The sequence below is a fragment of the Solibacillus sp. FSL W7-1324 genome, from assembly GCF_038008025.1.
GTDB lineage: Bacteria > Bacillota > Bacilli > Bacillales_A > Planococcaceae > Solibacillus.
In genome coordinates this window covers 2206044-2231501 of record NZ_JBBOYH010000001.1, presented here as the reverse complement: position 1 = coordinate 2231501, position 25458 = coordinate 2206044, and the positions used below count along the sequence as shown (strand labels likewise).

Genomic DNA, 25458 nt, shown 5'->3' with positions numbered 1-25458 from the left:
TTGACAAAAACAATTGGATGAACAACGCAAAATGAGAACGATAAAGGTGAAGGTGTAATGAATTAAGTAGTCCGTAATTAGAAGAAGGTGAACAGCATGCGTAAAATTTATTTAGTTGGATTTATGGGGTGCGGAAAAAGTGCGATAGGCAGACGTTTAAGTTTTTTCTTGAAAATGCCGTATTACGATATGGATCATGAAATTGTAAGACAGCAGGGTATGACGATCCCAGAAATTTTCGAGAAATACGGCGAAGCACACTTCCGAAAAATCGAGACGGAATTTTTAAAGAATTTCCGTGATGAAGCATGCATTATCGCTACAGGCGGTGGGGTAGCCGTGAATGAAGAAAACAGGAGAATTATGCGCCAAACAGGGCTTGTATTTTTTCTGGATGCAAAATTTGAAGATATTTATAAGCGTATTCGGAATGATAAGAACCGTCCCATTGTTCAATCGACAACGGAGCAAGAATTGGAAAACCTGTATCACCAACGAAGAAAGAGTTATCGACTAGCTGGTCATATACAAGTACTGACAGCCGGGAGAACATTAAGACAGATTGTTGAGTACATCGGCTTTCAAGTAAAACGTCTTAAAGGCGAATGATATATCAATATTGATTTTTAATGTTCGTGTTTTGAATAAAATTAAAAAAAGATTGCGTTTGCATTATATTCAATGTTAGGATATTGCTAAGAAGAGCAATAACATGAAGTAAATAATCTAACGCGGATGATGGTACGGGGAGAGAACGTGATGTCACGTCGCCGAAGGAGCAAATAGCGATGCTATGAATCTCTCAGGCAAAAAGACTCGTATTGGACGCAACTCTGGAGAGTGCTGTAATAGCAAATGTTGCAAACAGCCACCAAAGGGGAAAGCCTGTATTGTGATAGTGGATCAAATTCAGGTGTAACTTTCAGGTGCAAGGACAGAGAATCTCGGTAAAGGGGATTCGTCTGTCTTTTTTTTATGGAGAAATCAGCTCTGAAATATTCTGATGATTCTAATAAAAAGATAGATTTACATTTCAATCGTGTAATGTTGCTTCCCCTTTGCAAGATAAAACGAACCTACATAACTAAAGGAGGAAATGAACATGACAAATGAAGTAATGCTAAAGCGCACACCACTTTTTGACGAATACGCAAAGTATGGTGGGAAAACAGTTGATTTTGGCGGCTGGGAATTACCGGTACAATTTTCTTCAATTAAAGAGGAGCATGATGCGGTACGTAACCGTGCAGGGCTTTTTGATGTATCCCATATGGGAGAAATTATCGTAGAAGGTCCGGATGCACTTGCTTATTTACAAAAGATGCTATCTAACGATATTTCCAAGATTGCAGTTGGCGGTGCCCAATATAGTGCCCTTTGCTACGAAGATGGCGGTGTTGTGGACGATTTACTGACATACCGTTTGGAAGAGAACCGTTATCTTCTTTGTGTAAATGCAGCAAATATTGAAAAGGACTTCGAATGGTTACAGCAGCATGTTGAAGAGAATGTCAAAGTGACAAATCTGTCAAATGACTATGCTCAAATCGCCCTGCAAGGACCATTATCTCAAGAAGTGCTCCAAACATTAACAGCAACAGACTTATCGGGAATCAAATATTTTAAATTCCAGGATAATGTGGATGTAGCAGGTCATTCGGTTCTTGTGTCCCGCTCTGGTTATACAGGGGAAGACGGATTCGAAATCTACGGTGCACCAGCAGCGATTGTTGATCTTTGGAACAAAATTTTGGAAGCAGGAAAAGACAAAGGGGTAGTAGCTGCCGGTTTAGGGGCACGTGATACACTTCGTTTTGAAGCTTGCCTGCCATTATATGGCCAAGAAATTTCAAAAGACATTTCACCACTGGAAGCGGGCATTGGCTTTGCAGTAAAATTGGCGAAAGATCCGCAATTTATTGGTCAGCAAGCATTAATTGACCAAAAAGAAAATGGCCTGACACGTAAATCTGTAGGTATCGAAATGATTGATAAAGGTATTCCTCGTCACGGCTATAAAGTATTTAAGGATGGCGAAGAGATCGGCTTTGTAACTACAGGAACTCAGTCACCAATGACAAAGCGCAATATCGGTTTAGCTTTAATTGACGCAAAATTCACAGAAGTTGGAACTGAACTAGAAATCGAAGTACGAAAAAATAGAGCAAAAGCTGTGGTGGTAGAAACGCCATTTTACAAGCGTGCAAAATAAAGGAGAACTTCAATCCGCGGGGATTCTCCCCCTTGATTGATAGTTGAACCAATCTCCTGCATTTCGAGGAAGATAAATAACTACCCGTGATTGCGGGATAAAACTTTTGAAAAGAGGGTTAACAATGAAACATCGTTATTTACCAATGACGGAACAAGATAAACAAGAAATGTTAGACCGTATCGGGGTTGCGACAATTGATGAGCTTTTCGAGGATATTCCTGAGAAAGTTCGCTTCCAAGGAAGCTACAATATTAAGCCTGCGAAGTCAGAAGCCGCTTTAATGAAGGAACTTGCACAACTTGCAGCAAAAAATAAAGATACAGCGAGCAATGTTTCGTTTTTAGGTGCAGGTGTCTACAATCACTATAAACCGGTAATTGTTGATCACGTGATTTCACGTTCGGAGTTCTATACAGCATACACACCATACCAGCCGGAAATTTCTCAAGGTGAACTTCAAGCAATTTTTGAGTTCCAGACGATGATCGCAGAACTGACAGGCATGGATATTGCAAACTCTTCTATGTATGATGGCGGTACGGCATTGGCAGAAGCAGGTATGCTTGCTGCAGGACATACACGTCGCGGTAAATTACTTGTTTCAGGAGCTGTTCATCCGGAATATCAAGATGTTGTAAAAATGTATGCGACAGGACAATCAATTGAAGTCGTGACAATTCCGACAAAAGACGGTGTGACAGATATCGAAGCACTTAAAGGCCTTATTGATGATCAAACAGCCGGTGTAATCGTTCAATATCCGAACTTCTTTGGTCAAGTTGAAAATCTGCAGCCGCTTGCTGATATTACACATGATGCAAAAGGATTGTTTATCGTATCTGCTAACCCGTTAGCTCTTGGCGTTTTAACACCACCAGGAAAATTAGGCGCAGATATTACAGTTGGGGATGCACAAGTATTCGGAATTGCAGAAGCATTCGGTGGTCCACACTGTGGTTATTTCGCGGTAACGAATAAATTAATGCGTAAAGTACCTGGCCGCCTTGTTGGGGAAACAGTAGACCAGGATGGACGTCGTGGTTATGTATTAACATTACAGGCACGTGAGCAGCATATCCGTCGTGATAAAGCGACATCTAATATTTGTTCAAACCAGGCATTGCTGGCACTTGCTTCTTCAGTTGCAATGACAGCTCTTGGAAAACAAGGGATGCAGGAGATGGCGAAACAAAATATCGTGAAGACACGCTTTGCTAAAAATGCATTTGAAGCAGCTGGCTTTGAAGTGATCTACCAGGGCGCACACTTCAATGAAATCGTAGTAAATACAAAGCATAATGTAACAGAACTAAACAAAGCATTAATCGAAAAAGGCATTATCGGCGGCTTTGACTTAGGTCGTGTTTATCCGGAATTAGAAAATCATGCACTCATTGCTGTTACGGAAATCCGTACAAAAGAAGAAATCGAGCAATTAGTTGCAGAAATGGGGGCTTACAATGCATAACGAAAACCAATCACTCATTTTCGAAATTACAAAACCAGGTCGTGTCGGCTATAACTTAGAGCCATTGGATGTTCCTGATTTTGATCTAGAAGAACTTCTGCCAAAAGAGTTAGTACGTCAGGAAGCGGCTGAACTGCCGGAAGTTGCAGAATTAGATATTATGCGTCACTATACAGCACTTTCAAAACGTAATCATGGTGTGGATTCAGGGTTCTACCCACTTGGTTCATGTACGATGAAATATAATCCGAAAATCAATGAAACGGTTGCACGCTATGCTGGTTTTGCCAATGTTCACCCATTACAAGATGAGTCGACAGTGCAAGGTGCAATGGAATTATTATATGACCTGCAAACATCTCTTCAGGAAATTACAGGTATGGATGAAGTAACATTACAACCGGCAGCAGGCGCACATGGTGAATGGACAGCATTAATGATGATCCGTGCATTCCATGAGGCAAATGGTGAAGGACACCGTAACAAAGTAATCGTACCGGACTCAGCACACGGTACAAACCCGGCTTCTGCTACAGTTGCAGGTTTTGAAACAATTACAATTAAATCAGGTGAAGACGGCTTAGTTGATCTAGAAGATTTACGTCGTGTTGTCGGTTCTGATACAGCAGCACTTATGCTGACAAATCCGAACACGTTAGGCTTATTCGAAGAAAACATTTTAGAAATGGCTGAAATCGTACACGGAGTCGGCGGTAAAGTTTACTATGACGGCGCAAACTTAAACGCTGTTATGAGTAAAGCACGCCCTGGCGATATGGGCTTTGACTGTGTTCACTTAAACTTACACAAAACGTTTACAGGTCCACATGGTGGCGGTGGTCCTGGTTCAGGTCCAGTAGGGGTAAAAGCGGATTTAATCCCATTCCTGCCTAAACCAGTATTAGTGAAAAAAGAAGATGGTACATTCCACTTCGATTATAACCGTCCACAATCAATCGGTCGTGTGAAACCTTACTACGGAAACTTTGGCATTAATGTCCGTGCCTATACGTATATCCGTTCAATGGGTCCGGATGGCTTAAAGGCTGTAACTGAATATGCAGTATTAAACGCAAACTACATGATGCGCCGTTTGGAAGAGCACTTTGATTTACCGTACGACCGTCACTGTAAGCATGAATTCGTGCTATCAGGCCGCCGTCAGAAAAAATTAGGTGTTCGTACATTGGATATCGCAAAACGCCTTCTTGACTTTGGCTACCATCCACCAACAGTTTACTTCCCGTTAAACGTGGAAGAGGGGATCATGATCGAGCCAACAGAAACAGAATCAAAAGAAACATTGGATGCATTCTGTGATGCAATGATTCAAATTGCTCAAGAAACGATCGAAAACCCGTCAATCGTACAAGAAGCACCACATACGACAGTAATCAGCCGTTTAGATGAAACGCGTGCTGCACGTACACCTGTATTGCGTTATGCAAAAAAAGAAGAAGTCACAATTTCATAAATTGTGGCAAAAAGGTCAGAGCAATTTTCTGACCTTTTTTCTATGAGTAAGGTTAGACTTCTTACGTGCTACTATATAATAGTAGAAACTACTGATAATCAGGCAATTTGGAATCGTAGTGCAAATGAATAAAAATTAAAAAGCCCTCTACAATGTAGAGAACTTTTAAAATTAGTTTTTCGATTTAACTTTACCTGTCCAAGTTTTAAAGCCACCTTGTAATTGGAACAGTTGGCTATAGCCTTTTTTCTTTAATGTCAAGGCTGCTCGTGCACTACGACCAGAGTTTTGGCAGTAAAGGTATACAGGCAGGTCCGGACGAATTTCTTTATGACGTGTATTAAGCTGCGTCATCGGTATGTTTCGAGCACCTAAAATGTGTCCGGCTTCAAATTCTTTAGGTTCGCGTAAATCGATTAATTGTGCTTTACGGTAGCCTTCGATAAATTGCTCCTGTGTTAAATTTGTTACGGATTTTTTTAAGCGCATAGAGTTGATTACTACGTAAGCAACGATTACTACTAAAATTACTAGTATCGTATATAAAATTGTCACTGCGATATTGCCCCTTTCTTTCTGTACTATCTATTATAAGAGATGAACTAGAGTTAGTCGAGCGAGTTTGTTAAAATGAATTGGTGGAGGCGAGAAATTGTGAAAAAACAATGGTATTTTATAAATTCGGGTCCGTGCAGCCCTGCCTATAACATGGCACTGGATGAAGCATTGCTGGACTGGCATAGCCAAGGGGAAATTCCTCCGGTTATTCGTTTTTACGAGTGGAACCCTGCTACATTATCAATCGGTTATTTCCAGCAAGTACATAAAGATATTAATTTAGAAGCTATAAAAAAGCAAAACTTAGGTTTCATCCGTCGACCTACAGGCGGACGTGCCGTTTTACATGACCAGGAGCTTACATATTCGGTCATTGTAACAGAGAGCTACCCAAATATGCCCGAGACCGTTACAGAGGCGTATCGTGTCATTAGCGAAGGAATTTTACAAGGGTTCCGTCTATTAGGACTGGATGCTTATTTTAGTGTGCCGGAGACGAAGGAACAACTGGATGATCTGAAGAAACCGAAAAGCGCGGTATGTTTTGATGCACCGAGCTGGTATGAGCTGGTGGTTGAAGGGAAAAAGGTAGCGGGCAGTGCGCAAACACGTCAAAAAGGTGTTATTTTGCAGCATGGCGCTATTTTACTGGATCTGAACGAAGAACTGCTGCTATCGGTATTTAATTTTGCTACGGAAGAGGCAAAAGAACGTATGCGTAAAAAGTTACCGGAAAAAGCGGTTGCGATGAATCAGTTTGTCGACACACCATTTACAATCGAACAATGTGTGAATGCATTTTCCAAAGGATTTGAAGTAGCTTTGGACATAGAACTAATTCCTTATGAATTAACAGAGCAGCAAACACAATATGTAGAACAATTGATGCAAAATAAATATTTAACAGATGAATGGAATTTCAAAAAATAGTTTACGAACGTGTGTTTTTATTTTTTGTAAAAAAATTTTTATACCCGAAACGTTGATATAGATGGATTTAACAAAAAGAAAAAAAAATCAACCCCTTGTTTGAAAAAAAGATTTATTGTAATCTTTTTTAAGTGTAATTATATAACCCAACATATAGAATGATATTTAAGAAATTAGCACAATATATGGTATAAAATGTGTTTAGTTTACATTCTTGAAGGGAACCTTAAAATTATTAAATCGTTCAAAGGGGGGCTTACACGGTGGCAAGTGTTTTAGAACAATCCATCCAAGTCAATCAGTTAAATCAAGATATTGAGCAATTTCCTCAAGTGCACCCGATCACACCGGATATGCATATTACGCATAAAGGTGTATCTCGTCTTGTAATGATTGACCGTTATTCTTTTAAAGATACGGAAAAGAAAACATTAAAAACAGGGGATTTTGTTGTTTTGACAGTAAAACAAGATCCGAAGTTCCCGGCGCGTGGACTTGGCATTATTCATTCCATTAATCAGGAAAAGAAAACCGCTCTTATTAAAATTGATGAAGATTACCGTCACGTATTAGAAGGCGACGAACAAGAAACAGGCATTATCGAACGGTCTTTGGATATTATTGAAAAGCCGCTCGAGATTTTTTATGAGCAAATTGCGAAACGCAATGCGACAGGCTTAGCCTCAGTTGAAAAAACAGAAGAAAAGCGCAAGGAATGGTTTGGGAAGTTTTACGAAGAACTTGTATCGATGAACTTTATTCCTGCAGGCCGTGTAATTTATGGGGCAGGTTCTGAAACAGAAGTAACCTTCTTCAACTGTTATGTAATGCCATTTGTAGCCGATTCCCGTGAAGGCATCAGTGATCACCGCAAGCAAGTAATGGAAATTATGAGCCGTGGTGGTGGTGTTGGTACGAACGGTTCGACACTTCGCCCCCGGAATACATTGGCGCGCGGTGTAAACGGTAAATCAAGTGGATCGGTAAGCTGGCTTGATGATATTGCCAAGCTGACACATCTTGTTGAGCAAGGTGGAAGTCGCAGAGGCGCTCAAATGATTATGCTGGCAGACTGGCATCCGGATATTGTGGAATTTATCATTTCAAAAATGCAAAATCCGCGTATTCTGCGCTATTTGATCGAAAATACAGCAGATGAATCTATTATCCGCCTGGCAAAAGAAAAATTAAAATTCAAGCCTTTAACACAGCAGGAAGATGCGATGTATCAAGGCATTGTGAACTATAAAAATATTGAAGGTTTTGGCGGTTTTAACGAAGCGATTATTCGTGACGCTGAAACGAAACTTCGTGATGGCGGAACATATTCAGTCCATAATCCGGATTTCCTGACAGGCGCCAACATTTCGGTTACTTTAACGAAAGAGTTTATGGATGCTGTAGAAAACGATCTGGACTTCGAATTACGTTTCCCGGACGTAGAGAACTACACTCCGGCTCAAATGCTGGATTACAACGAAAAATGGCATGAAGTTGGCGATGTTCGCGAATGGGAGAAACTTGGTTATCCGGTTCGTACGTATCGTACAATCAAAGCAAAAGAATTGTGGAATCTAATTAATGTCTGCGCAACCTATGCAGCAGAACCTGGTATTTTCTTCATTGATAACGCAAACGACATGACAAACGCAAAAGCGTACGGTCAGAAAGTTGTTGCGACAAATCCGTGTGGAGAACAACCACTCGCACCATATTCAGTTTGTAACTTGGCTGCTGTTAACTTGGCGAAGTTTGCAAACAAAGAAACAAAAACAGTTGATTTTGACGCGTTACGCAAAACGGTAAAAGTTGGCGTACGTATGCAGGATAATGTAATTGATGCAACACCGTACTTCCTGGAAGATAACAAAAAGCAGGCACTAGGTGAGCGCCGAGTTGGTCTTGGTGTAATGGGACTTGCCGACTTGTTGATCTACTGTGAAAAAGAGTACGGCTCTGAAGAAGGCAATGCACTTGTTGATGAAATCTTCAAGACAATTGCGGTTGCAGCGTATGAAGAGTCAGTTGAGCTGGCAACAGAGCGCGGCAGCTTCCCATTCCTTGAAGGGCAGACAGAAGCTGAAACAGCACGTTTGCGTGAAGCCTTCATCAACACAGGCTTCATGAAAAAAATGCCACAGCACATTCGCGAAAATATTGTGGCAAACGGTATTCGTAACTCGCATTTATTGACGGTTGCACCTACGGGTAAACAAGTTGCCCCGTACATTTGTAAAAATGTAGCGTAAACTTGGCTGTATGCGGGAAACCCTGGCGTATCTTTTACTACCTAGCTTTGCCAGCATTAAAAAGGTAAAAATGTAAAAGTGTTGATAAGAAATTATCTACCAGACAATCCGCAGGGAAGTCGTGGCTGACCCCTCAACGACTACACGCCGAGCACCATTGTTTTACGAACTCCTGTTCTTGTTTTATAATTGATAAAACAGGTGAAGGGTGATTCGATGAAAAAGAATTGTCTTAATTGTGGAAAAGAAATTAATGTAAAACCAAGTCAATTTGAACGGAAAAAATATTGTTCTAGAATCTGTAAAACAGAATATCAAAAAAACAATCCCCCTCAATTTTGGAGTGAAATGTCAAAAAAAGAATTGATTTCATGTACTTATTGTAAACAACAAATATTGAGGAAACCTTCTAACATTAATAAAACAAATTTTTGCAATATAAATTGCAAAAAACTATATCAAATACAAAATGGTCATTTATTTAATCAGCATTTAAGAAAAGATGTTGAAGTTAAATGTCTAACCTGTCATCAATTGTTTACTGTACCTAGAAATCGTGAGCATACAGCAAAGTTTTGTTCTAAAGGATGTTTGGGAAAAGCTAATGGTAACAGAGGAAAGGAACAATATCGTAAGCGGATTGTTGTTTCTTGCAGTAATTGTCATACTGAGTTTGAAAAAACTCCCTCTTCTATTAGAAAATTAAACTTTTGTACTGGAACATGTATGTCCAACTATTATGTCGAGAAAGAACTGTTTTCTGGTGCTAACAGTGGTACATGGGCAGGTGGTAGGGTATCATATTATGGGCCTAATTGGTATAGCCAACGGAGGAAGGTTAGAGCAAGAGATGAGTATACTTGCCAGGATTGCGGAATTACAGAAGCAGAATATGTACAGGAGCTTTCCGTACATCACATTATTCCTTTTAAACAATTTAACGGGGACTGGAAGAAAGTGAATCAGCTTTCAAATTTAATTTCTTTATGTGAATTCCCGTGTCATCGTAAGAGACATTCTAAAATGGTTGATGATATAGTCTGACCCATATGGCGACATATGGAGCGGGTAATAATAATCCCGCCCTCTAAAATTAGAGAGTAACAAAAGTGAGTACAGGTACAATGGTCGGAGTTGCAACAGGGCTTGAACCATACTTCAGCTTCACTTACTACCGTTCAGGTCGTCTAGGGAAGTTTATTGAAGTAAAAGCTGAAATTGTAAAAGAGTATTTAGATGCGAACCCGGATGTAGATGAAAATAACTTACCGGACTGGTTCAAATCATCAATGGAGCTTTCTGCTGAAGCGCATGCAGATGTTCAATGCATTATTCAAAACTGGATTGATTCATCGATTTCGAAAACAGTAAATGCTCCAAAAGGCTATGGCGTAGAGCAAGTACAAAAAGTGTATGAGCGTCTATACCGCGGCGGTGCTAAAGGCGGTACAGTGTATGTCGATGGATCTCGTGATACACAAGTACTGACGTTAAAAGCTGAAGAAGCCAATTCAGATGAACAATTAGAGTTTGAAGAATTAAAACAATCGGAAGACCAAGTGAAACGTCAAGTAGTGTTAGTAGATACAATCAAACCGTTAACAGATACAGACGTGACAATTGGTTCGGAAGTAGGCAATACATGCCCGGTTTGCCGTCAAGGTACGGTAGAGGAAATGGGCGGCTGCAACACATGTACAAACTGTGGTGCACAGCTGAAATGCGGTTTATAAACTAAAGAAAACGCAACTCATATAATATGGGTTGCGTTTTTTTGGTGCGCCCGGCATGTGCATGAACTATAGGGTGAAAGTCCCGAACCCCGAAGACAGAAGTAGAGGTTAGCCAAGAGCAAGGGTGTCCGTGGTGATGCGGAATCTGAAGGAAGCTGGAGGCAAAGCACCGGTCCGAGGAACACGAATCTCATATAAGGCTAGATATGATTGGATGAGTTTGCCAAACAAAACAAAATCCTTTCTGTCGAAGGTCATATCGAGTAAATGAGGCGGATAGATGGTGTGAAAGTGCATGTTCTTACCCGGGGAGGTCTGATAGAAACGTGAAGTACTCTTCATAACCTACTTGGTGACAAGTAATTGAACTGTCAGAAGTCAGCAGAGGTCATAGTACAAGTAAGTCTAGAATTACTTGGAAGGACTGAACGATTAAGAGAGAATAGCCCTTGGCTTTCCAACTTGGATGAATGAACACAGAAAACAGAAGTAACCTCACGCTTAGAAAGAAGTGGTGAATTCCACGAGGGTATTTGCGGAGGGTGTAGTCTAGTTGGGCAAAAGAAGAAAAAAGCTATTCACGGAAAGGAACGAAATGGTGATGTTGAATCAAATTCTGGAACGGCAAAACATGATACAAGCCTTAAAGCGAGTAGAAGCGAATAAAGGAAGCCATGGAGTAGACATGATGCCCGTAAAAACCTTACGACAGCACATTCACGAAAATTGGGATACCATTAAATCGCAGATTTTGACTGGAACCTATGAACCGCAGCCGGTACGCCGGGTCGAAATCCCGAAACCGGACGGTGGCGTGCGACTATTAGGCATACCAACCGTGACTGACCGTTTGATTCAGCAAGCCATCTCGCAGATTTTATCAAAAGAATATGACCTAACATTCTCGGACCACAGCTATGGATTCCGTCCAAATCGGAGTGCTCATGATGCGGTGAGAAAGGCAAAAGGCTATTTAAAAGAGGGATACCGATGGGTAATTGATATGGATTTAGAGAAATTCTTTGATAAGGTTAATCATGACCGCCTAATGGCAACATTAGCAAAACGAATTTCGGATAAACCGTTAATAAAACTTATTCGTAAATATCTCCAAGCGGGTGTCATGATAAATGGAGTAATTTCAAGTACAGAAGAAGGGACCCCTCAAGGTGGTCCTTTAAGTCCGCTACTTTCTAATATCGTCTTAGATGAACTTGATAAAGAGCTAGAGAAACGAGGACATAAATTCGTTCGCTACGCAGATGATTGCAATATTTATGTGAAAACCGAACGTGCTGGATTACGGGTTATGGCAAGTGTACAGCGATTCATCGAGGGTAAACTTCGTTTAAAAGTAAATGAAAAGAAATCAGCAGTAGACCGCCCATGGAATCGTAAATTCCTTGGTTTTAGTTTTACGAATCATAAAGAACCGAAAGTTCGCATTGCGAAATCAAGTCTCGTACGAATGAAGAAGAAAATACGGGAAATTACCTCAAGAAAGATGCCTTATTCCATAGAATACCGAATTGAAAAGTTGAACCAATATCTGATAGGGTGGTGTGGATATTTCGCTTTAGCGGATACTCCTTCAATATTTAAAGCGTTAGATGGATGGATTAAACGGAGATTACGTATGTGTCTATGGAAGAATTGGAAGAACCCCCGAACAAGAGTCAGAAATCTTATTCGTTTAAAAGTACCTTATGGGAAAGCATACGAATGGGGAAACACCCGAAAAGGGTACTGGCGCATTTCAAAAAGCCCCATATTACACAGAACCCTCGGCAATTCCTATTGGGAAAGCCAAGGGCTGAAAAGTCTGCAAGTTCGTTATGAAACTTTGCGTTATTCATCTTAATTGAACCGCCGTATACGGATCCGTACGTACGGTGGTGTGAGAGGTCGGGAGTTAATCACTCCCTCCTACTCGATTAATAACTTAATCACTCTAAAAGCGTAATTTGCCGGTAGCAGGACTTACTAAGGGCCAAGCGCGGACATCGATTTTTTTGGAGAAATGCAGGATCGGCCGGTCATTATCCACAATAATCCCTTGCTTGGACAGCATTGTATTTAAGGTGATTTCACCTTCTGCTTGTTGTAAAATCCATGGGTGGTGCAAAATATCACAGCGCACCGGGACACCTGAAGCATTTATTGTGTAGAAACAGTAACGCTCGGACATCCATTCTTCAAAGCTCCCTTTTACCGCAAGAGATGGTTCAGAGACCGGTTTATAACGGGCTGCGAAAACAATGTCTGTTTGATCACGTCTTTTGCTTTCAAACAGCACAGTATCCCCGAAATTTTTAATATCCATCTTGGCGTAATGATACGGTAAATGGAAAAATGTCCGGGCACCTTTTACAGCCGGCCAATTATCCGCATCCAAACTGAAAAAATATACGCCCGGTTTTCCGTCAATCATTACATAGGTACGCACATTAAGTTCCGGAAATTCATCGGTACCGGGAACTGGTGGCAATCCGCGTAGCCTTACACCGGACATGCGAAACGGAACGACCCCGATCCAGCACACACCGTCATAGGAATCTAATTCAAGTCCTTCCGGTACTAACTTCCGTAACACATCATATTGAATCGGGTAATGGGCGAATAAAAGATCTCCCCACGTTTGTTTCATCCCCCAAGGGTAATTTGGCAGCGGCCAGGGACGATGACTGTCATCCCATTTATTTTCTTGTATGTTTAGGAGTTCCACCATCGTTCGTCACTTCCTTCACATCTATCGTATTTTATATAAATCCTTTTGAAAAGAATTAAAACCGTTCGCGGACTTGTTTTTTCCGCATCCATTGGGTAGCAACCCATTTTTCGCCTCGTATAACGGGCTCACCGCTATGAAGGGTAAGTTCATTTAATTTCTGGTCGTTGTAGAAATATTCAAAGTAAACTGCTGAACCTCTCTTAGGTACAGTTACGATACCCAAATTAGGAAACGTTGTTACGCCTCCTTCTTCCACATCATTTAAGTAGACTACTAACGTGCTAATGCGATTATTACTGCTTGAAGGGTGATTTGGACCGAAAAAATCGAAATGCGCCTTAAATTCCTGGCCCGGTTCGTAATGCAAAACTTGCAGACCCTCGGCATGTTCAACCGGAAGATGCATCAACTTGCTAATCCGTATTTCTAGTTCTGAAATAAGCGGATTTTCATTTTCCTCAAAAAACATGCCACTACTTGTACGAATCGGACTAATTTCTTTTTTTGCCAGTTTGGATCTTTCCAAACGTGAAGAAGCACAATCGATTAAATTCTGACATTCCTCATCACTTAAAACATTCGAAAACTTTACAATGAGAGGTTCTTCATGTAGAACCTCTGCAGTTATCATACGATCGTCAATTGAATAAACAGATTGAATAGGTAAAATTGAAACTTCTGTAATCATATGTTATATCCTTCCGCAAATGCTTATAAGTTAGTACAAAAACATTACTCTCACTCTTTTATGTAGGACAAGAATGTATTTCTACTCCAATACATATAATACCATTTAATTGAATTTAATGGTATTTAAGTAATAGAATAATAATAGAATAATTTTTTGGATAATCCCTAAGTGCTAGTATTTGCATAGTAATTAATACGGATAAGGAAAAGTTATCGATTTATATAATTTACCTGTTATTTTATTTATGGATTATTTAAAGTAAGATATTGGAAGAAGAAATTGTAAAGGAGGAAAAGCAAATGATTATTGGATTACACCATGCGCAAATAACCATTCCTAAAGGGACTGAGGAAGCAGGGAAAGAGTTTTATTGCAGCGTATTAGGTTTAAAGGAAATATTAAAACCTTCTGCACTCCAGGGGAGAGGGGGATTTTGGCTGCAAGTAGGGAACCAGGAAGTTCATGTAGGGACAGAAGAAGGCTTTAATCGGTACACAACTAAAGCACATCTGGCCTACAAAGTTGAAGATATCTCCTATTGGCGAAAAGTATTGATAGAAAATAAAATTGAGATTTTGGACTCCGTACCCATTCCAAATTACGAACGGTTTGAATTTAGAGATCCTTTTGGGAATCGAGTAGAGATGATTCAACAGCTCTAACTTATTGCAGTCGATTATCCTCGTCCACAACATTTTTGGATAATAGCTCAATGATTTCTTTGTTCTGTGAACGTATGTCTTTTAAAATTCTTTCAATTGCCAATGCGGTAAAAGTAATAATGACGAGTAAAATAAAGCCCAATAAGCCCATAATAAATCCTCCATTCTCCTATTATTTCACCTATTATACTAATATTAAAAAGAATAGTTAATTATTTCTAAAAACCTCCGCCTAATTAATGATGGCAATTTTAGTGTAAATCACGTATCATTGTAAGGTAGTTTTAAACTATCAGGTATATCCTGCAAATATATTGAATGATAGGTGAAAAAAATGAATTATCAAGTATTATTGTATTATCATTACACAACGATTGAAGATCCAGCTGCTTTTTCAGAAGAGCATTTAGCTGCATGTAAGGAAATTGGATTAAAAGGACGTATTTTAGTTGCCCGTGAAGGGATTAACGGTACGGTATCCGGTACGATTGAACAAACAGAAAGCTATATCGAAATGATGGAAGCACATCCATTATTCAAAGGGATTGTTTTCAAAATCGATCCAGCAGAAGGCCATGCTTTCAAAAAAATGCATGTACGTCCACGTCCAGAGCTTGTAAATTTAGGTTTAGAAGAAGATGTGAACCCGCATGAATTAACAGGCCGCTATTTATCTCCGGAGCAATTCCTGGAAGAAATGCAAGACGAAAATACAGTCGTACTAGATGTACGTAACACATATGAATATGATGTCGGTCACTTCCGCGGCGCAATCCGTCCAGAAGTTAAGAACTTCCGTGATACACCGCAATGGGTACGTGAAAACCGTGAATTATTTGAAGGTAAAAATGTATTAACATATTGCACAGGCGGTATCCGCTGTGAAAAATTCTCAGGTTGGATGAAGCGTGAAGGTTTCGGTGATGTTGGTCAATTACATGGCGGCGTTGCAACATACGGAAAAGATCCGGTTGCTAAAGGTCAGCTGTGGGATGGTCAAATGTACGTATTCGATGAGCGTTTGACAGTGCCAATCAATCAAGTGGAACATGTGATTGTTGGACGTGACCACTTTGATGGAACACCATGTGAACGTTACATTAATTGTGCTAACCCTGAATGCAATGAGCAAATCATTGCATCAGAGGAGAACGAAGCGAAGCATTTAGGTGGCTGTACAATCGAATGTACGAAACATGAACGCAATCGTTATATCGTCCGTCATAACCTAACGGAAGAACAAGTACAACAAGCGATTGAATTACTAGAAGCGGAAGCGGCAGTAAAATAGATTTTAAATGCATCTCTTAATAGAGGTGCATTTTTCTTTTTTGTAAACAAAACAGCCTTTTGTAAAGGCAGTGTAAACAGATTTTTCTAAATATTCATTGCAAACTGTCTCTTTTCTAATTTAATTACATGTTTATTTTAATGTTTGAACATATTATCGACAAATTTGCTTTTCCCTACTAAATTTCTTTTTAATTTCCTCATTAAAAATCCCCCTTACTTGTTAAAGAATCTCATAAATATTTACAATTTCAGCCTATTATTTTAAATTTTCAGATTTAACTGAACAATTTTACATAACAAAAAAACCATTTCTTCATAATTTACATAAGGTTTACAAGTTTAATACATGCCATTAATTTTGTGAATGTATTGTTAAAGCAGGTAGAAAACATTCATGTTGATGGAGGAGTGAAGTATGTTGAAAAAAACATGTTACTTCATTGGGTTAACAATTCTAATGGTAGTATTAGCAGCCTGCAGTAATGAAGATTCAGCAGAGTCATCATCGGGCGGCGGAGACTTAGTAACGATTTCAGGTTCTACATCTGTCGGGCCTTTAGCAGAGAAGCTAGCAGCAAAATATGAAGAAACAGAAGACGTAAAAATTGAAATAAACCAAATCGGTTCATCAGCAGGAATTACAAATGCAATTAATGATGTCTCGCAAATCGGGATGTCATCACGTGATCTGAAGCAGGAGGAAATCGATTCCGGAATCCAGGAGTTGGTCATTGCTTATGACGGGATTGTAGTTGTTGCACATCCATCAAACCCAGTCAAAGATTTAACGATGGATCAAGTGAAACAAATCTTCACAGGTGAAATCACAAACTGGAAAGATATTGGCGGTAAGGATATGGAAATCGTCGTTGTTTCACGCGAAGACGGATCGGGTTCACGTGATGCATTCCAGGAAATCGTCGGCTACGAATCAGGACAACTGATACGTAATGCCATCGTAGCAAGCGGAAATGGAAATATTAAAACAACGGTCGCAATGAACAAGCATGCGATTGGATTCATCTCATTCGAATATATCGATGAAACGGTATCAGCGATGGACATTAATGGCGTAAAAGCAGAAGCGGGCAATGTATTGGAAGGTAAATATAAATTATCTCGTCCATTCCTGTTTGTTTATAAAGAGAATGTACCGGAAGCAGCAACAAAGTTTATGGAATACATTTTAACTGCAGATGGACAAAAGATTGTGGAAGAAGCCGGAGCGATTCCATTAACGAAATAATCAGTGCTGGAGGACAAATTTGTGAACATACAAAACAGAAATGAAGTAGAACAGCAAATAAGCAAAGGCAATAAGCGTAAATACTTTTTGGAAAGCTTATCATCGAAAATATTTTTAGCATGTGCGCTTCTATCAGTAGTGAGCTTGCTGCTAATCGTAGGATTCGTATTTTATAAAGGTGCCAACCCTTTCGTAACAGGCGGCTATAGCTTCTTCGACTTCCTTTTTGGCAGTGATTGGGTCCCATCGGAAGATAAATTCGGTATTTTCCCGATGGTTGTTGCATCCATTTACGCAACGATCGGAGCACTTGTCATCGGGGTACCAATCGGATTGTTAACGGCGATCTTTTTGGCGGAAATTGCCCCGAAATCAGTAGCTAAAATCGTATCACCGGCAATTCAGCTATTGGCAGGTATTCCGTCAGTATTGTACGGGGTATTCGGGTTAGCGATTATCGTTCCGTTTTTACAGGACAATCTCGGATTGGCACGTGGACAAAGTTTAATCGCCGTCATTTTAGTACTGGCGATTATGATGTTACCGACAATTGTAACAGTTGCCGAAACAGCGATTCGTGCAGTGCCGAAAACATATCGTGAAGGTTCACTTGCTCTAGGTGTTTCACAAATCGGGACAATCTTTAAAGTTGTAGTACCGGCCGCGAAATCAGGTATTATGGCAGCGATCGTTCTTGGATTGGGCCGCGCATTAGGTGAAACGATGGCCGTCATTTTAGTTGCAGGTAACTCACTCATCATCCCGACTAGCCTGACAGACAGTGTGCGTCCATTGACGACAAATATTGCACTTGAAATGGGCTATGCAGCAGGAACACATCAGGAAATGCTGTTTGCAACAGGGATTGTATTATTCTCGTTCATCTTGATTTTAAACTTTGTACTAGCACGTATTACAGCGAAGGGGGCTCAGTAACATGCGACAATTTAAAGATAATATGTTTCGCGGCTTACTATGGGGTTCCGCATTCGTTTCAGTAGCCGTATTGGTTGTCATCGTTGGCTATATTTTCTATAAAGGTTTTTCATATATCAGTTTTGATTTCATTTTCGGTGATTATTCGCCAACAGGTGGCGGCGGGATTTTCCCGATGATTGTCACTACAATTTTAACGATTGTTATTTCTCTATTAATCGCAACACCAATCGGAATTCTGGCAGCTGTTTATTTACACGAGTATGCAAAGCAGGGGCGTCTTGTACGCGTCATTCGTTATGCGACAGAAAGTTTAACAGGGATTCCGTCGATTATTTATGGTCTATTCGGTGCTGTATTCTTCGTAGCGATATTAAAGCTGGGGATGTCGATTATCGCAGCATCCTTAACATTAACGATTATCGTATTACCGGTCATCATCCGTACGACAGAAGAAGCATTGAAAACAGTGCCGGCAACATATCGTGAAGGGTCGCTGGCATTAGGAACGACAAAATTACAGACATTAATTAAAGTGATTTTGCCAAGTGCCATGCCGGGAATTTTATCGGGGATTATTTTATCGATCGGCCGTATTGTCGGTGAATCGGCAGCGATTTTCCTGACTGCAGGGACAGTTGCAGCAATGCCATCAAGTATTTTCTCTTCTGCCCGTACTTTGACGGTTCACTCGTATTTAGTAACACAGGAAGCCGGAGATATCGGACTTGCAGCAGCTATTGGAATTGTGTTGATCGTCATTATTTTAGTACTGAATCTAACGGCAACATATATCTCGAAAAAATTAAACAAAGCGGACTATTAAAAGGAGCGAAACCTATATGACTATGACTATTTCTGAAGCATCAATTTTCAAATCTACGACGACTTCTACTGGCGCTTTACCAACAAAAATTAAAGTAAATGATTTAAACCTGTATTATGGTGAAAAACAAGCGTTGTTCAATGTCAATCTGGATATTAAAGAAAAAGAAGTAACGGCATTAATCGGTCCTTCAGGCTGCGGTAAATCAACATTTTTACGCACATTAAACCGTATGAACGACCTTATTGACGGAGTACGTGTAATCGGGAATATTCATATCGATGGTGAAAATGTATATGAATCAAGTGACGTTATAAAGTTGCGTACTAGAGTCGGAATGGTTTTTCAAAAGTCGAACCTGTTCCCAATGAGCATCTATGATAATGTAGCCTATGGTCCGCGCATGCAGGGAATTAAAAATAAGAAAATCCTGAATGAAATTGTGGAAGAGTCTTTACGCGGTGCAGCGATCTGGGATGAAGTAAAAGATCGTCTAAAATCATCAGCATTAGGTCTTTCTGGTGGTCAGCAGCAACGTATTTGTATCGCACGAGCAATCGCCATGAAGCCGGATGTTATTTTAATGGATGAGCCGACTTCGGCACTTGACCCGATTTCTACATTGAAAGTAGAAGAACTGATTACACAAATGAAAAAAGATTACACAATTGTGATTGTAACGCACAACATGCAACAAGCAGCACGTATTAGCGATAAGACGGCATTCTTCTTAAACGGGGAAGTCATCGAATATGACGATACAAATGTCATTTTTTCAACGCCTAAAGATGAGCGTACAGAAGATTACGTAACAGGACGATTCGGATAAAAGGGGGATTTGGGAATGATTCGCGAAAATTTTGAAAAGAACATGCTTGAACTGCAAGACAAAATGGGTGAAATGGTCGACATGACAGTTACTGCAATGGAAAAGGCATTCAAAGCCCTTCAGGAGCAGGATATGGTGTTGGCGCTGGATGTCATTGAAGAGGATAACTACATTGATGATCTTGAAAATGAAATCAATCAAATGGCAATCTGGCTGATGGCGAAAGAGCAGCCGGTAGCCCGTGACATGCGCCGTATTATCAGTGTTATTAAAATGTCGTCTGATATAGAGCGAATTGCCGACTTTGCGGTTAATACAGCAAAAGCTACGATTCGCATTAGCAAAGCCGATACAATTTTAGAAAGAACATCATTAGTTGCAATGAAAAATGACGCGATGGATATGCTGAAAAAATCAATGAAGGCATTTATCGATGCAGATATCGCATTAGCTAAAGAAGTAGGGGAACTTGATGATATTGTGGATCGCAATAATCATGAAAACTATACACTTTTAACGGAGTATTTAAAAGAAAGCCCGCAAGAGATCGAGCAAACATTGCAATTGTTATTCATTAACCGCTTTGTTGAACGAGCAGCGGATCATATTACCAATATGGCGGAATCAACAGCTTACTTTATTAAAGGACAGCTATTTGATCTAAACTAAGATTTCCATCGGGTTTTCACATGGCTTGCTGAAAGAAGTTAATGCCTCTGGCGCATGTCACAGATCGCAAAACGGATCTGGACACAGTTATACCGAGGCGTAATTGATGAGAGAAGCGGGGAATCATTCATGACGAAAAAGATATTAGTCGTTGAAGATGACGAAAATTTAGTGAATTTACTGCAAATTTATTTAGTAAAGGACAGCTACGAAGTCCACAGTGTCCGGACAGGTAAAGAGGCATTGGCTGCAATCCCTATATTTGAACCGGATGCGATGCTGCTTGATTGGATGCTTCCGGATATGGAAGGAATCGAGATTTGCCGTCAAGTCCGCTTCAAGTATGATTTTCCGATTATTATGATCAGTGCGCGTACGGATGAGTTGGATATTGTTTTGGCGCTTGAAATGGGGGCGACGGAGTATATCCGTAAACCGTTTGGCTTCCGGGAAATGCTGACACGCCTACGGATTCATTTAAAACGCTACGAAAAAGAACAACAGCAGCAAGCGCGTGTTTCCCAAATGCTGATCGGTCCGTTTCGTGTTGATTTAATCATGTTCAAAGTATATAAAGACGAAGTAGAAATTCCTTTGACAAAGCGCGAGTTTAAATTGCTGCTTCATTTGCTGGAACAGCCGGGCACTATTAAATCCCGTGAAGAAATTATTGATATACTGGACTTTACAAAAGGGGATCGCCGTACAGTCGATGTACATATACGCAGGCTCCGTGAAAAGATAGAAGAAGAACCAAGTGCACCGAAGTGGATTAAAACTAAAAGTGGGTTAGGCTATTATTTTAATCTTTCATCACAGGAAGTGACGTACAGTTCATAAATGAAAAAACATTTTGGAGCGATTGAAAGTTTCAGAATGTTTTTTTATGCTGTAATTTACACATTTCTTTTACAAATGCAGCGGCATCGGATTATACTTAGAAAAGTAGATTGATGAGGAGGTCTGAATATGTCTGAACAAAATGAAAAAAAGAAATTAAGCCTGCAGGAATTAGTGAAGCAACAGCTGGAAGCGAAGAAAAACAATGCAGCCGGCAACAAAGGGAATTTAAAAGGTGATACATCAACGAAAAAGATGAAAAGCCAACAAACAAAGAAAACGAGCAATACCCGTCGTAAAATGGGTGTGTAATGATGAGAACCTGGGCAAAGAAAAAATTTGTCCGGGTTTTTTTTTTGTCAAAGTGATTCCAAATAATCGCTCGATCGTCTTTAAGGTAGAAGGGGGGCTGTAAGGTTGAGACGCGAAGTTTTTGATATGCATTACGACGCTGTTTATAAATATATACGCTATTTAACGAATGATACAGAATCAACACATGATTTACTGCAAGAAACTTTTTACCGTTTTTATCAAAAAAATTATACCGAACATGAACGGACTTATTTATTAAAAATTGCCAGAAACCTTGTATATGACCATTTTCGAAGAAAAAAGATTATTGGTTTTTTTCAGTTGAAAACCGAGCCGGTAGCAGTGGCAGATTTGCCGGAAGTAGTTGTCGAGCGAAATGCGGAAAATGAAAAACTGTATGACGCCCTCCAGCAAATTAAATGGAATTACCGTGAAGTAATCGTGCTGCGCTACATAGAAGAGTATTCGGTAAAAGAGACGGCAATGATCTTAAACTGCAGTGAAGTGAAAGTGAAAAATAATACAGCACGCGGTTTAAAAGCATTACGGGAACTGTTAGGAGGGGAAGAGGATGTTTGAAGAAGAAAAATTAAGTCAGCTCAAAAAGATTCAAGTCGATTCGGAGAAAAAAGAGGAGGACTTCAATAAAATTCAGCAGCGCCTCAATTCAAAACCTTTTCATTGGCAAATCCCGGCCGTAATGATTGCCATTGCATGCATCACGCTGTTTTTAGTCGGTACATTTCCGCAAAATCAGCAAACGACTTCTGAGAATTTGGATAGCAGTGCATTGCAAGCCGTTTATTATATGGATTGGGAAGGGGATCCCAAATCCACACTGCAGGCAGGTGTTAAAAAAGTAAAAAGTGAAGAAACCTTAATAGCGGTGGAAACTTTATTGGAACAGCTACAGAAAACCGACATTATTATAGAAAAACCCTCTATTGATAAAAGCTATCGATTGGAGTTTGAAGATAGCACGGTCATGCGCCTCCAAGAATACCATGGAAGCGAAGCAACGTATTACCGGGAGATAGGGACAGGTCAGAGATATCTATTAGAGGATCAAACTTTGCGTGGAATGATCGAATTACATGAACCGGCTGACGGTAAAATTTCTTCCATCATTAATGTAGTAGTTTTTATTCTATTGATTTTGGCAATGAATCGGGTGAGCAAAAAGCTGAGGGACCCTGAAGATCCGAAACGCCATCTACCGACACATTCTACATATTGGCAAAGTGTAGTGGAGATTTTTACTTTTTTAATTCTTGTTTTGTTTGTTTCGGTTCCTCAACTCCATTTGTTTCAGTTGATCGCATTTTTATTGTTGTCAGCACTGATAAATATTCTTTTAGAAGCAAAATACGGAAAGAATAAGTGGCGAATGGTGCAATTTATAATAAGTAAATTATTTTTCTTAATAATAATGTACGGATTATTATGGGGATGATTTCTATAGCTTACCTTATTATGAAAGGTAGGCTTTTTTTATTTGATTATCTTTCAGAATACTTTGACAACCGCTACTATCCCCCGTACGATATTAATAAGTTACTAGAAGGGGTGGAAGCATGACGACGTTGGAAAAAGCAAAACAACTCGATGAATTGGATGGTTTGCAGAAGTATGCAGATGAATTTTATAAAAAAGAGGGACAAATATACTTGGATGGCAATTCGCTTGGGTTGCTGTCAAAGCGTGCGGAACAGTCGGTGCATACACTGCTTAACTCGTGGAAAGATTACGGGATCGACGGTTGGACAAATGGGGAGCATCCCTGGTTTTATTTCTCGGAGAAGCTATCTGTGATGTGCGCTCCTTTAATAGGTGCCAAAAGTGAAGAAGTAATGCTGACGGGTTCGACAACAACAAACTTGCACCAGCTGTTGGCTACGTTTTTCAAACCGACTGCGGAACGCTATAAAATTTTAGCAGACGAACTGAATTTCCCGTCAGACTTATATGCAATTGCCAGTCAAATTGCTTTGCACAATTTGCCGGAAAGCAGTATGCAGCTCGTAAAAAGTGAAGACGGGCAAACAATTACGACAGAAGCCATCATCGAAGCGATGACCGAGGATGTGGCGGTTGCGGTTCTGCCGGCTGTCTTATACCGCAGTGGCCAAGTATTGGATCTGCAGGCAATTACGGAAGCAGCACATGAACGTGGCATATTGGTCGGATTTGATCTATGCCATTCAATCGGTTCTGTTCCGCATCATCTTCATGAAATCGGCGCGGATTTTGCTTTTTGGTGCAATTATAAGCATTTGAACGGTGGTCCGGGTTCCGTTGCAGGATTGTTCGTTCATGAAAAGCACTTTGGTACAGCACCTGGTTTGGCCGGCTGGTTTGGCTCAGCTAAGGAAAAACAGTTTGATTTAGATGTAACAATAACTGCTGCACCGCATGCAGGAGCTTACCAGATCGGTACACCCCATATATTGAGCCTGGCACCGATTGAAGGCGCACTGTCGCTGTTTGAAGAGGCAGGCATCGAAGCGGTTCGTGAAAAGTCTCTTGCCTTAACACAATTTATGATGGATTGTATTGAACAGGAGATGCCAAATACGTTTACATTCGGTAATCCGATTGATGACACACGTGGCGGTCATCTGTTTTTAGTCCATGAAGAGGCGGCAAGAATTTGTAAAACATTAAAAGAAAATGGGGTTGTGCCTGATTTCCGTGCCCCAAATGGTATCCGCCTGGCACCGGTAGCACTATACAATTCCTTTGAGGAAGTATGGCAGGCAGTGCAGATTTTAAAAGACATTGTCACAAACAAAACTTATGAGAAGTACGAAAATAAACGAGACATCATTGCATAAGGAGTGGTTTAGTGGATAAGCGATCAATTTCAGAATTGCAGCACAAGCTAAAGGATGAAAAGGGAATTCATACGGATTTCCGTGAAGATATGACGTACAGCGATTATTTGAGCCTGGATCCCCTTTTAAACAGCCAAAACCGTCTTTCCGACCATCATGATGAGATGTTGTTTATTATTATTCACCAAGTGAGTGAGCTTTGGATGAAGCTCATCATTCATGAGATGCGCGGTGCAATACAGGCAATTGAAAAAGGGGAAATGCAGCCTGCGTTTAAAATGCTTGCCCGTGTATCGAAAATTCAAATGCAGATCATTCAGGCATGGGACGTGTTGGCAACGATGACACCGGCGGAATATTTGCAGTTTCGGGATGATCTTGGGAAAGCTTCGGGATTCCAAAGCTATCAGTATCGCCTGATCGAGTTTGCGCTTGGCTATAAAACGCCTTATATCCTAAAAATCTATGAAAAAGAACCGGATACTTTAGCGGTTCTGAAAGAGGCATATGATGCGCCAAGTATATATGATGTGGCGATTCAGGCATTGGCAAAAGCAGGATTGCCAATAACTGAAGCTTTGCTAAACCGTGATTTTTCGGTAGTATATAGTGGTGACGATTCTGTTGCCGCCGCTTGGAAAACCGTCTATGAAAATATCGATACGTACTGGGATTTATACCAGCTTGGTGAAAAGCTTGTCGATATTGAAGATTCCTTGCAGCAGTGGCGTTTCCGTCATATGAAAACGGTCGAGCGCATTATTGGCTTTAAAGTGGGTACAGGTGGCTCATCAGGGGTCAATTATTTGCGAAAAGTGCTCGATCACCGCTTTTTCCCGGAACTTTGGGATTTGCGGACAGTATTATCTTGATTCAGCATTCCAGCTGAATCAAAATAATACCTCTGGTAGATGTCACAGATTTTTTAAGGAAACTTTTTGAGTAAACTCAAAAAAATC

At 40.2% G+C, this 25458-nt stretch carries 25 protein-coding genes, 1 pseudogene and 2 riboswitches; of the genes and pseudogenes, 22 read left to right on the top strand and 4 right to left on the bottom strand.

Going from position 1 to position 25458, the window contains the following annotated elements:
• The first annotated feature begins 96 nt into the window (after positions 1–96).
• The 4 genes from MKY71_RS11020 (at position 97) to gcvPB (ending at position 5157) form a co-directional block, all read left to right on the top strand.
• A complete protein-coding gene (locus MKY71_RS11020) occupies positions 97–609 on the top strand; it encodes a shikimate kinase (RefSeq protein WP_340732615.1) in 513 nt (170 codons plus the stop codon).
• A gap of 126 nt (positions 610–735) precedes the next feature.
• Positions 736–828: riboswitch (glycine riboswitch) on the top strand.
• A gap of 3 nt (positions 829–831) precedes the next feature.
• Positions 832–940, top strand: a riboswitch (glycine riboswitch).
• Between the two features lie 162 nt (positions 941–1102).
• The gene (gcvT, locus tag MKY71_RS11015; protein ID WP_340732613.1) at positions 1103–2212 is read left to right on the top strand and encodes a glycine cleavage system aminomethyltransferase GcvT; all 1110 of its coding nucleotides are present in this window, start codon (positions 1103–1105) and stop codon (positions 2210–2212) included.
• A gap of 124 nt (positions 2213–2336) precedes the next feature.
• Complete coding sequence (gene gcvPA, locus MKY71_RS11010; protein ID WP_339171847.1) at positions 2337–3683, top strand: aminomethyl-transferring glycine dehydrogenase subunit GcvPA; 1347 nt, start codon at positions 2337–2339, stop codon at positions 3681–3683.
• Complete coding sequence (gcvPB, locus tag MKY71_RS11005) at positions 3676–5157, top strand: aminomethyl-transferring glycine dehydrogenase subunit GcvPB (protein WP_340732612.1); 1482 nt, start codon at positions 3676–3678, stop codon at positions 5155–5157. Before gcvPA ends, gcvPB begins: the two co-directional genes overlap by 8 nt.
• 171 nt (positions 5158–5328) lie before the next feature.
• On the opposite strand, the gene MKY71_RS11000 is transcribed toward gcvPB, so the two are convergent.
• Positions 5329–5712 carry a rhodanese-like domain-containing protein gene (locus MKY71_RS11000; RefSeq protein WP_079527702.1) on the bottom strand — a complete coding sequence of 128 codons (384 nt, stop codon included), beginning with the start codon at positions 5710–5712 and terminating at the stop codon, positions 5329–5331.
• Between the two features lie 153 nt (positions 5713–5865).
• On the opposite strand from MKY71_RS11000, the gene MKY71_RS10995 reads away from it, so the two are divergent.
• From MKY71_RS10995 to ltrA, 5 genes and pseudogenes are all read left to right on the top strand, one after another.
• Positions 5866–6645 carry a lipoate--protein ligase family protein gene (locus MKY71_RS10995; protein WP_340733638.1) on the top strand — a complete coding sequence of 260 codons (780 nt, stop codon included), beginning with the start codon at positions 5866–5868 and terminating at the stop codon, positions 6643–6645.
• Between the two features lie 263 nt (positions 6646–6908).
• A pseudogene (locus tag MKY71_RS10990) lies at positions 6909–8855 on the top strand (vitamin B12-dependent ribonucleotide reductase); the annotation flags it as partial.
• A 255-nt stretch (positions 8856–9110) separates the two neighbouring features.
• Positions 9111–9938, top strand: coding sequence for an HNH endonuclease (locus MKY71_RS10985; protein WP_340732611.1), 828 nt, complete (start codon positions 9111–9113; stop codon positions 9936–9938).
• Positions 9939–10003: 65 nt separating this feature from the next.
• On the top strand, positions 10004–10627 hold the full coding sequence (locus MKY71_RS10980) for a response regulator SirA (protein ID WP_339171843.1): 624 nt from the start codon (positions 10004–10006) through the stop codon (positions 10625–10627).
• Positions 10628–11225: 598 nt separating this feature from the next.
• Complete coding sequence (gene ltrA, locus MKY71_RS10975; protein ID WP_340733596.1) at positions 11226–12488, top strand: group II intron reverse transcriptase/maturase; 1263 nt, start codon at positions 11226–11228, stop codon at positions 12486–12488.
• A gap of 90 nt (positions 12489–12578) precedes the next feature.
• Here ltrA and MKY71_RS10970 read toward each other — a convergent pair whose 3' ends face one another.
• Both MKY71_RS10970 and MKY71_RS10965 read right to left on the bottom strand, forming a co-directional pair.
• Positions 12579–13355, bottom strand: coding sequence for a YqjF family protein (locus MKY71_RS10970; RefSeq protein WP_340732610.1), 777 nt, complete (start codon positions 13353–13355; stop codon positions 12579–12581).
• A gap of 55 nt (positions 13356–13410) precedes the next feature.
• On the bottom strand, positions 13411–14046 hold the full coding sequence (locus MKY71_RS10965; protein ID WP_340732609.1) for a 2OG-Fe(II) oxygenase: 636 nt from the start codon (positions 14044–14046) through the stop codon (positions 13411–13413).
• Positions 14047–14348: 302 nt separating this feature from the next.
• Between MKY71_RS10965 and MKY71_RS10960 the strand changes: the two genes are divergently transcribed.
• Positions 14349–14711: a VOC family protein gene (locus MKY71_RS10960; protein ID WP_339171837.1), complete on the top strand. Its 363-nt coding sequence runs from the start codon at positions 14349–14351 to the stop codon at positions 14709–14711.
• A gap of 1 nt (position 14712) precedes the next feature.
• Here the strand turns inward: MKY71_RS10960 and MKY71_RS10955 are convergent, their stop codons facing one another.
• On the bottom strand, positions 14713–14862 hold the full coding sequence (locus MKY71_RS10955) for a hypothetical protein (protein ID WP_339171835.1): 150 nt from the start codon (positions 14860–14862) through the stop codon (positions 14713–14715).
• Positions 14863–15045: 183 nt separating this feature from the next.
• On the opposite strand from MKY71_RS10955, the gene trhO reads away from it, so the two are divergent.
• The 12 genes from trhO to kynA all read left to right on the top strand — a co-directional run bounded on the left by trhO (position 15046) and on the right by kynA (position 25371).
• Positions 15046–16002 carry an oxygen-dependent tRNA uridine(34) hydroxylase TrhO gene (gene trhO, locus MKY71_RS10950; protein ID WP_339171834.1) on the top strand — a complete coding sequence of 319 codons (957 nt, stop codon included), beginning with the start codon at positions 15046–15048 and terminating at the stop codon, positions 16000–16002.
• A gap of 417 nt (positions 16003–16419) precedes the next feature.
• Positions 16420–17250: a phosphate ABC transporter substrate-binding protein gene (locus tag MKY71_RS10945; RefSeq protein ID WP_339194923.1), complete on the top strand. Its 831-nt coding sequence runs from the start codon at positions 16420–16422 to the stop codon at positions 17248–17250.
• A gap of 21 nt (positions 17251–17271) precedes the next feature.
• Complete coding sequence (pstC, locus tag MKY71_RS10940) at positions 17272–18186, top strand: phosphate ABC transporter permease subunit PstC (protein ID WP_340732608.1); 915 nt, start codon at positions 17272–17274, stop codon at positions 18184–18186.
• Position 18187: 1 nt separating this feature from the next.
• The gene (gene pstA, locus MKY71_RS10935; protein ID WP_339171828.1) at positions 18188–19012 is read left to right on the top strand and encodes a phosphate ABC transporter permease PstA; all 825 of its coding nucleotides are present in this window, start codon (positions 18188–18190) and stop codon (positions 19010–19012) included.
• 16 nt (positions 19013–19028) lie between these two features.
• Positions 19029–19841: a phosphate ABC transporter ATP-binding protein PstB gene (gene pstB / locus MKY71_RS10930; RefSeq protein WP_079527680.1), complete on the top strand. Its 813-nt coding sequence runs from the start codon at positions 19029–19031 to the stop codon at positions 19839–19841.
• A gap of 15 nt (positions 19842–19856) precedes the next feature.
• Positions 19857–20510 carry a phosphate signaling complex protein PhoU gene (gene phoU, locus MKY71_RS10925; RefSeq protein WP_340732607.1) on the top strand — a complete coding sequence of 218 codons (654 nt, stop codon included), beginning with the start codon at positions 19857–19859 and terminating at the stop codon, positions 20508–20510.
• 129 nt (positions 20511–20639) lie between these two features.
• Complete coding sequence (locus MKY71_RS10920) at positions 20640–21350, top strand: response regulator transcription factor (RefSeq protein WP_340732606.1); 711 nt, start codon at positions 20640–20642, stop codon at positions 21348–21350.
• Between the two features lie 129 nt (positions 21351–21479).
• Positions 21480–21662, top strand: coding sequence for a hypothetical protein (locus MKY71_RS10915; protein ID WP_008404313.1), 183 nt, complete (start codon positions 21480–21482; stop codon positions 21660–21662).
• Positions 21663–21767: 105 nt separating this feature from the next.
• Positions 21768–22244 (top strand): RNA polymerase sigma factor, encoded by a 477-nt coding sequence (locus MKY71_RS10910; RefSeq protein ID WP_339171822.1) that lies wholly within the window; start codon positions 21768–21770, stop codon positions 22242–22244.
• Complete coding sequence (locus MKY71_RS10905; protein ID WP_339171820.1) at positions 22237–23118, top strand: signal recognition particle; 882 nt, start codon at positions 22237–22239, stop codon at positions 23116–23118. The genes MKY71_RS10910 and MKY71_RS10905 overlap by 8 nt, the downstream gene beginning before the upstream one ends.
• 121 nt (positions 23119–23239) lie before the next feature.
• Complete coding sequence (kynU, locus tag MKY71_RS10900; RefSeq protein ID WP_340732605.1) at positions 23240–24499, top strand: kynureninase; 1260 nt, start codon at positions 23240–23242, stop codon at positions 24497–24499.
• An 11-nt stretch (positions 24500–24510) separates the two neighbouring features.
• A complete protein-coding gene (gene kynA, locus MKY71_RS10895) occupies positions 24511–25371 on the top strand; it encodes a tryptophan 2,3-dioxygenase (protein ID WP_340732604.1) in 861 nt (286 codons plus the stop codon).
• Positions 25372–25458: the final 87 nt, after the last annotated feature.

Bases quoted from the DNA above. Each gene is read 5' to 3' on its own strand.
- MKY71_RS11020 (WP_340732615.1), top strand. From the start codon at position 97: ATGCGTAAAATTTATTTAGTTGGATTTATGGGGTGCGGAAAAAGTGCG.
- gcvT (WP_340732613.1), top strand. From the start codon at position 1,103: ATGACAAATGAAGTAATGCTAAAGCGCACACCACTTTTTGACGAATAC.
- gcvPA (WP_339171847.1), top strand. From the start codon at position 2,337: ATGAAACATCGTTATTTACCAATGACGGAACAAGATAAACAAGAAATG.
- gcvPB (WP_340732612.1), top strand. From the start codon at position 3,676: ATGCATAACGAAAACCAATCACTCATTTTCGAAATTACAAAACCAGGT.
- MKY71_RS10995 (WP_340733638.1), top strand. From the start codon at position 5,866: ATGGCACTGGATGAAGCATTGCTGGACTGGCATAGCCAAGGGGAAATT.
- MKY71_RS10985 (WP_340732611.1), top strand. From the start codon at position 9,111: ATGAAAAAGAATTGTCTTAATTGTGGAAAAGAAATTAATGTAAAACCA.
- MKY71_RS10970 (WP_340732610.1), bottom strand. From the start codon at position 13,355: ATGGTGGAACTCCTAAACATACAAGAAAATAAATGGGATGACAGTCAT.
- MKY71_RS10965 (WP_340732609.1), bottom strand. From the start codon at position 14,046: ATGATTACAGAAGTTTCAATTTTACCTATTCAATCTGTTTATTCAATT.
- MKY71_RS10960 (WP_339171837.1), top strand. From the start codon at position 14,349: ATGATTATTGGATTACACCATGCGCAAATAACCATTCCTAAAGGGACT.
- MKY71_RS10955 (WP_339171835.1), bottom strand. From the start codon at position 14,862: ATGGGCTTATTGGGCTTTATTTTACTCGTCATTATTACTTTTACCGCA.
- trhO (WP_339171834.1), top strand. From the start codon at position 15,046: ATGAATTATCAAGTATTATTGTATTATCATTACACAACGATTGAAGAT.
- MKY71_RS10945 (WP_339194923.1), top strand. From the start codon at position 16,420: ATGTTGAAAAAAACATGTTACTTCATTGGGTTAACAATTCTAATGGTA.
- pstA (WP_339171828.1), top strand. From the start codon at position 18,188: ATGCGACAATTTAAAGATAATATGTTTCGCGGCTTACTATGGGGTTCC.
- pstB (WP_079527680.1), top strand. From the start codon at position 19,029: ATGACTATGACTATTTCTGAAGCATCAATTTTCAAATCTACGACGACT.
- phoU (WP_340732607.1), top strand. From the start codon at position 19,857: ATGATTCGCGAAAATTTTGAAAAGAACATGCTTGAACTGCAAGACAAA.
- MKY71_RS10920 (WP_340732606.1), top strand. From the start codon at position 20,640: ATGACGAAAAAGATATTAGTCGTTGAAGATGACGAAAATTTAGTGAAT.
- MKY71_RS10915 (WP_008404313.1), top strand. From the start codon at position 21,480: ATGTCTGAACAAAATGAAAAAAAGAAATTAAGCCTGCAGGAATTAGTG.
- MKY71_RS10905 (WP_339171820.1), top strand. From the start codon at position 22,237: ATGTTTGAAGAAGAAAAATTAAGTCAGCTCAAAAAGATTCAAGTCGAT.
- kynU (WP_340732605.1), top strand. From the start codon at position 23,240: ATGACGACGTTGGAAAAAGCAAAACAACTCGATGAATTGGATGGTTTG.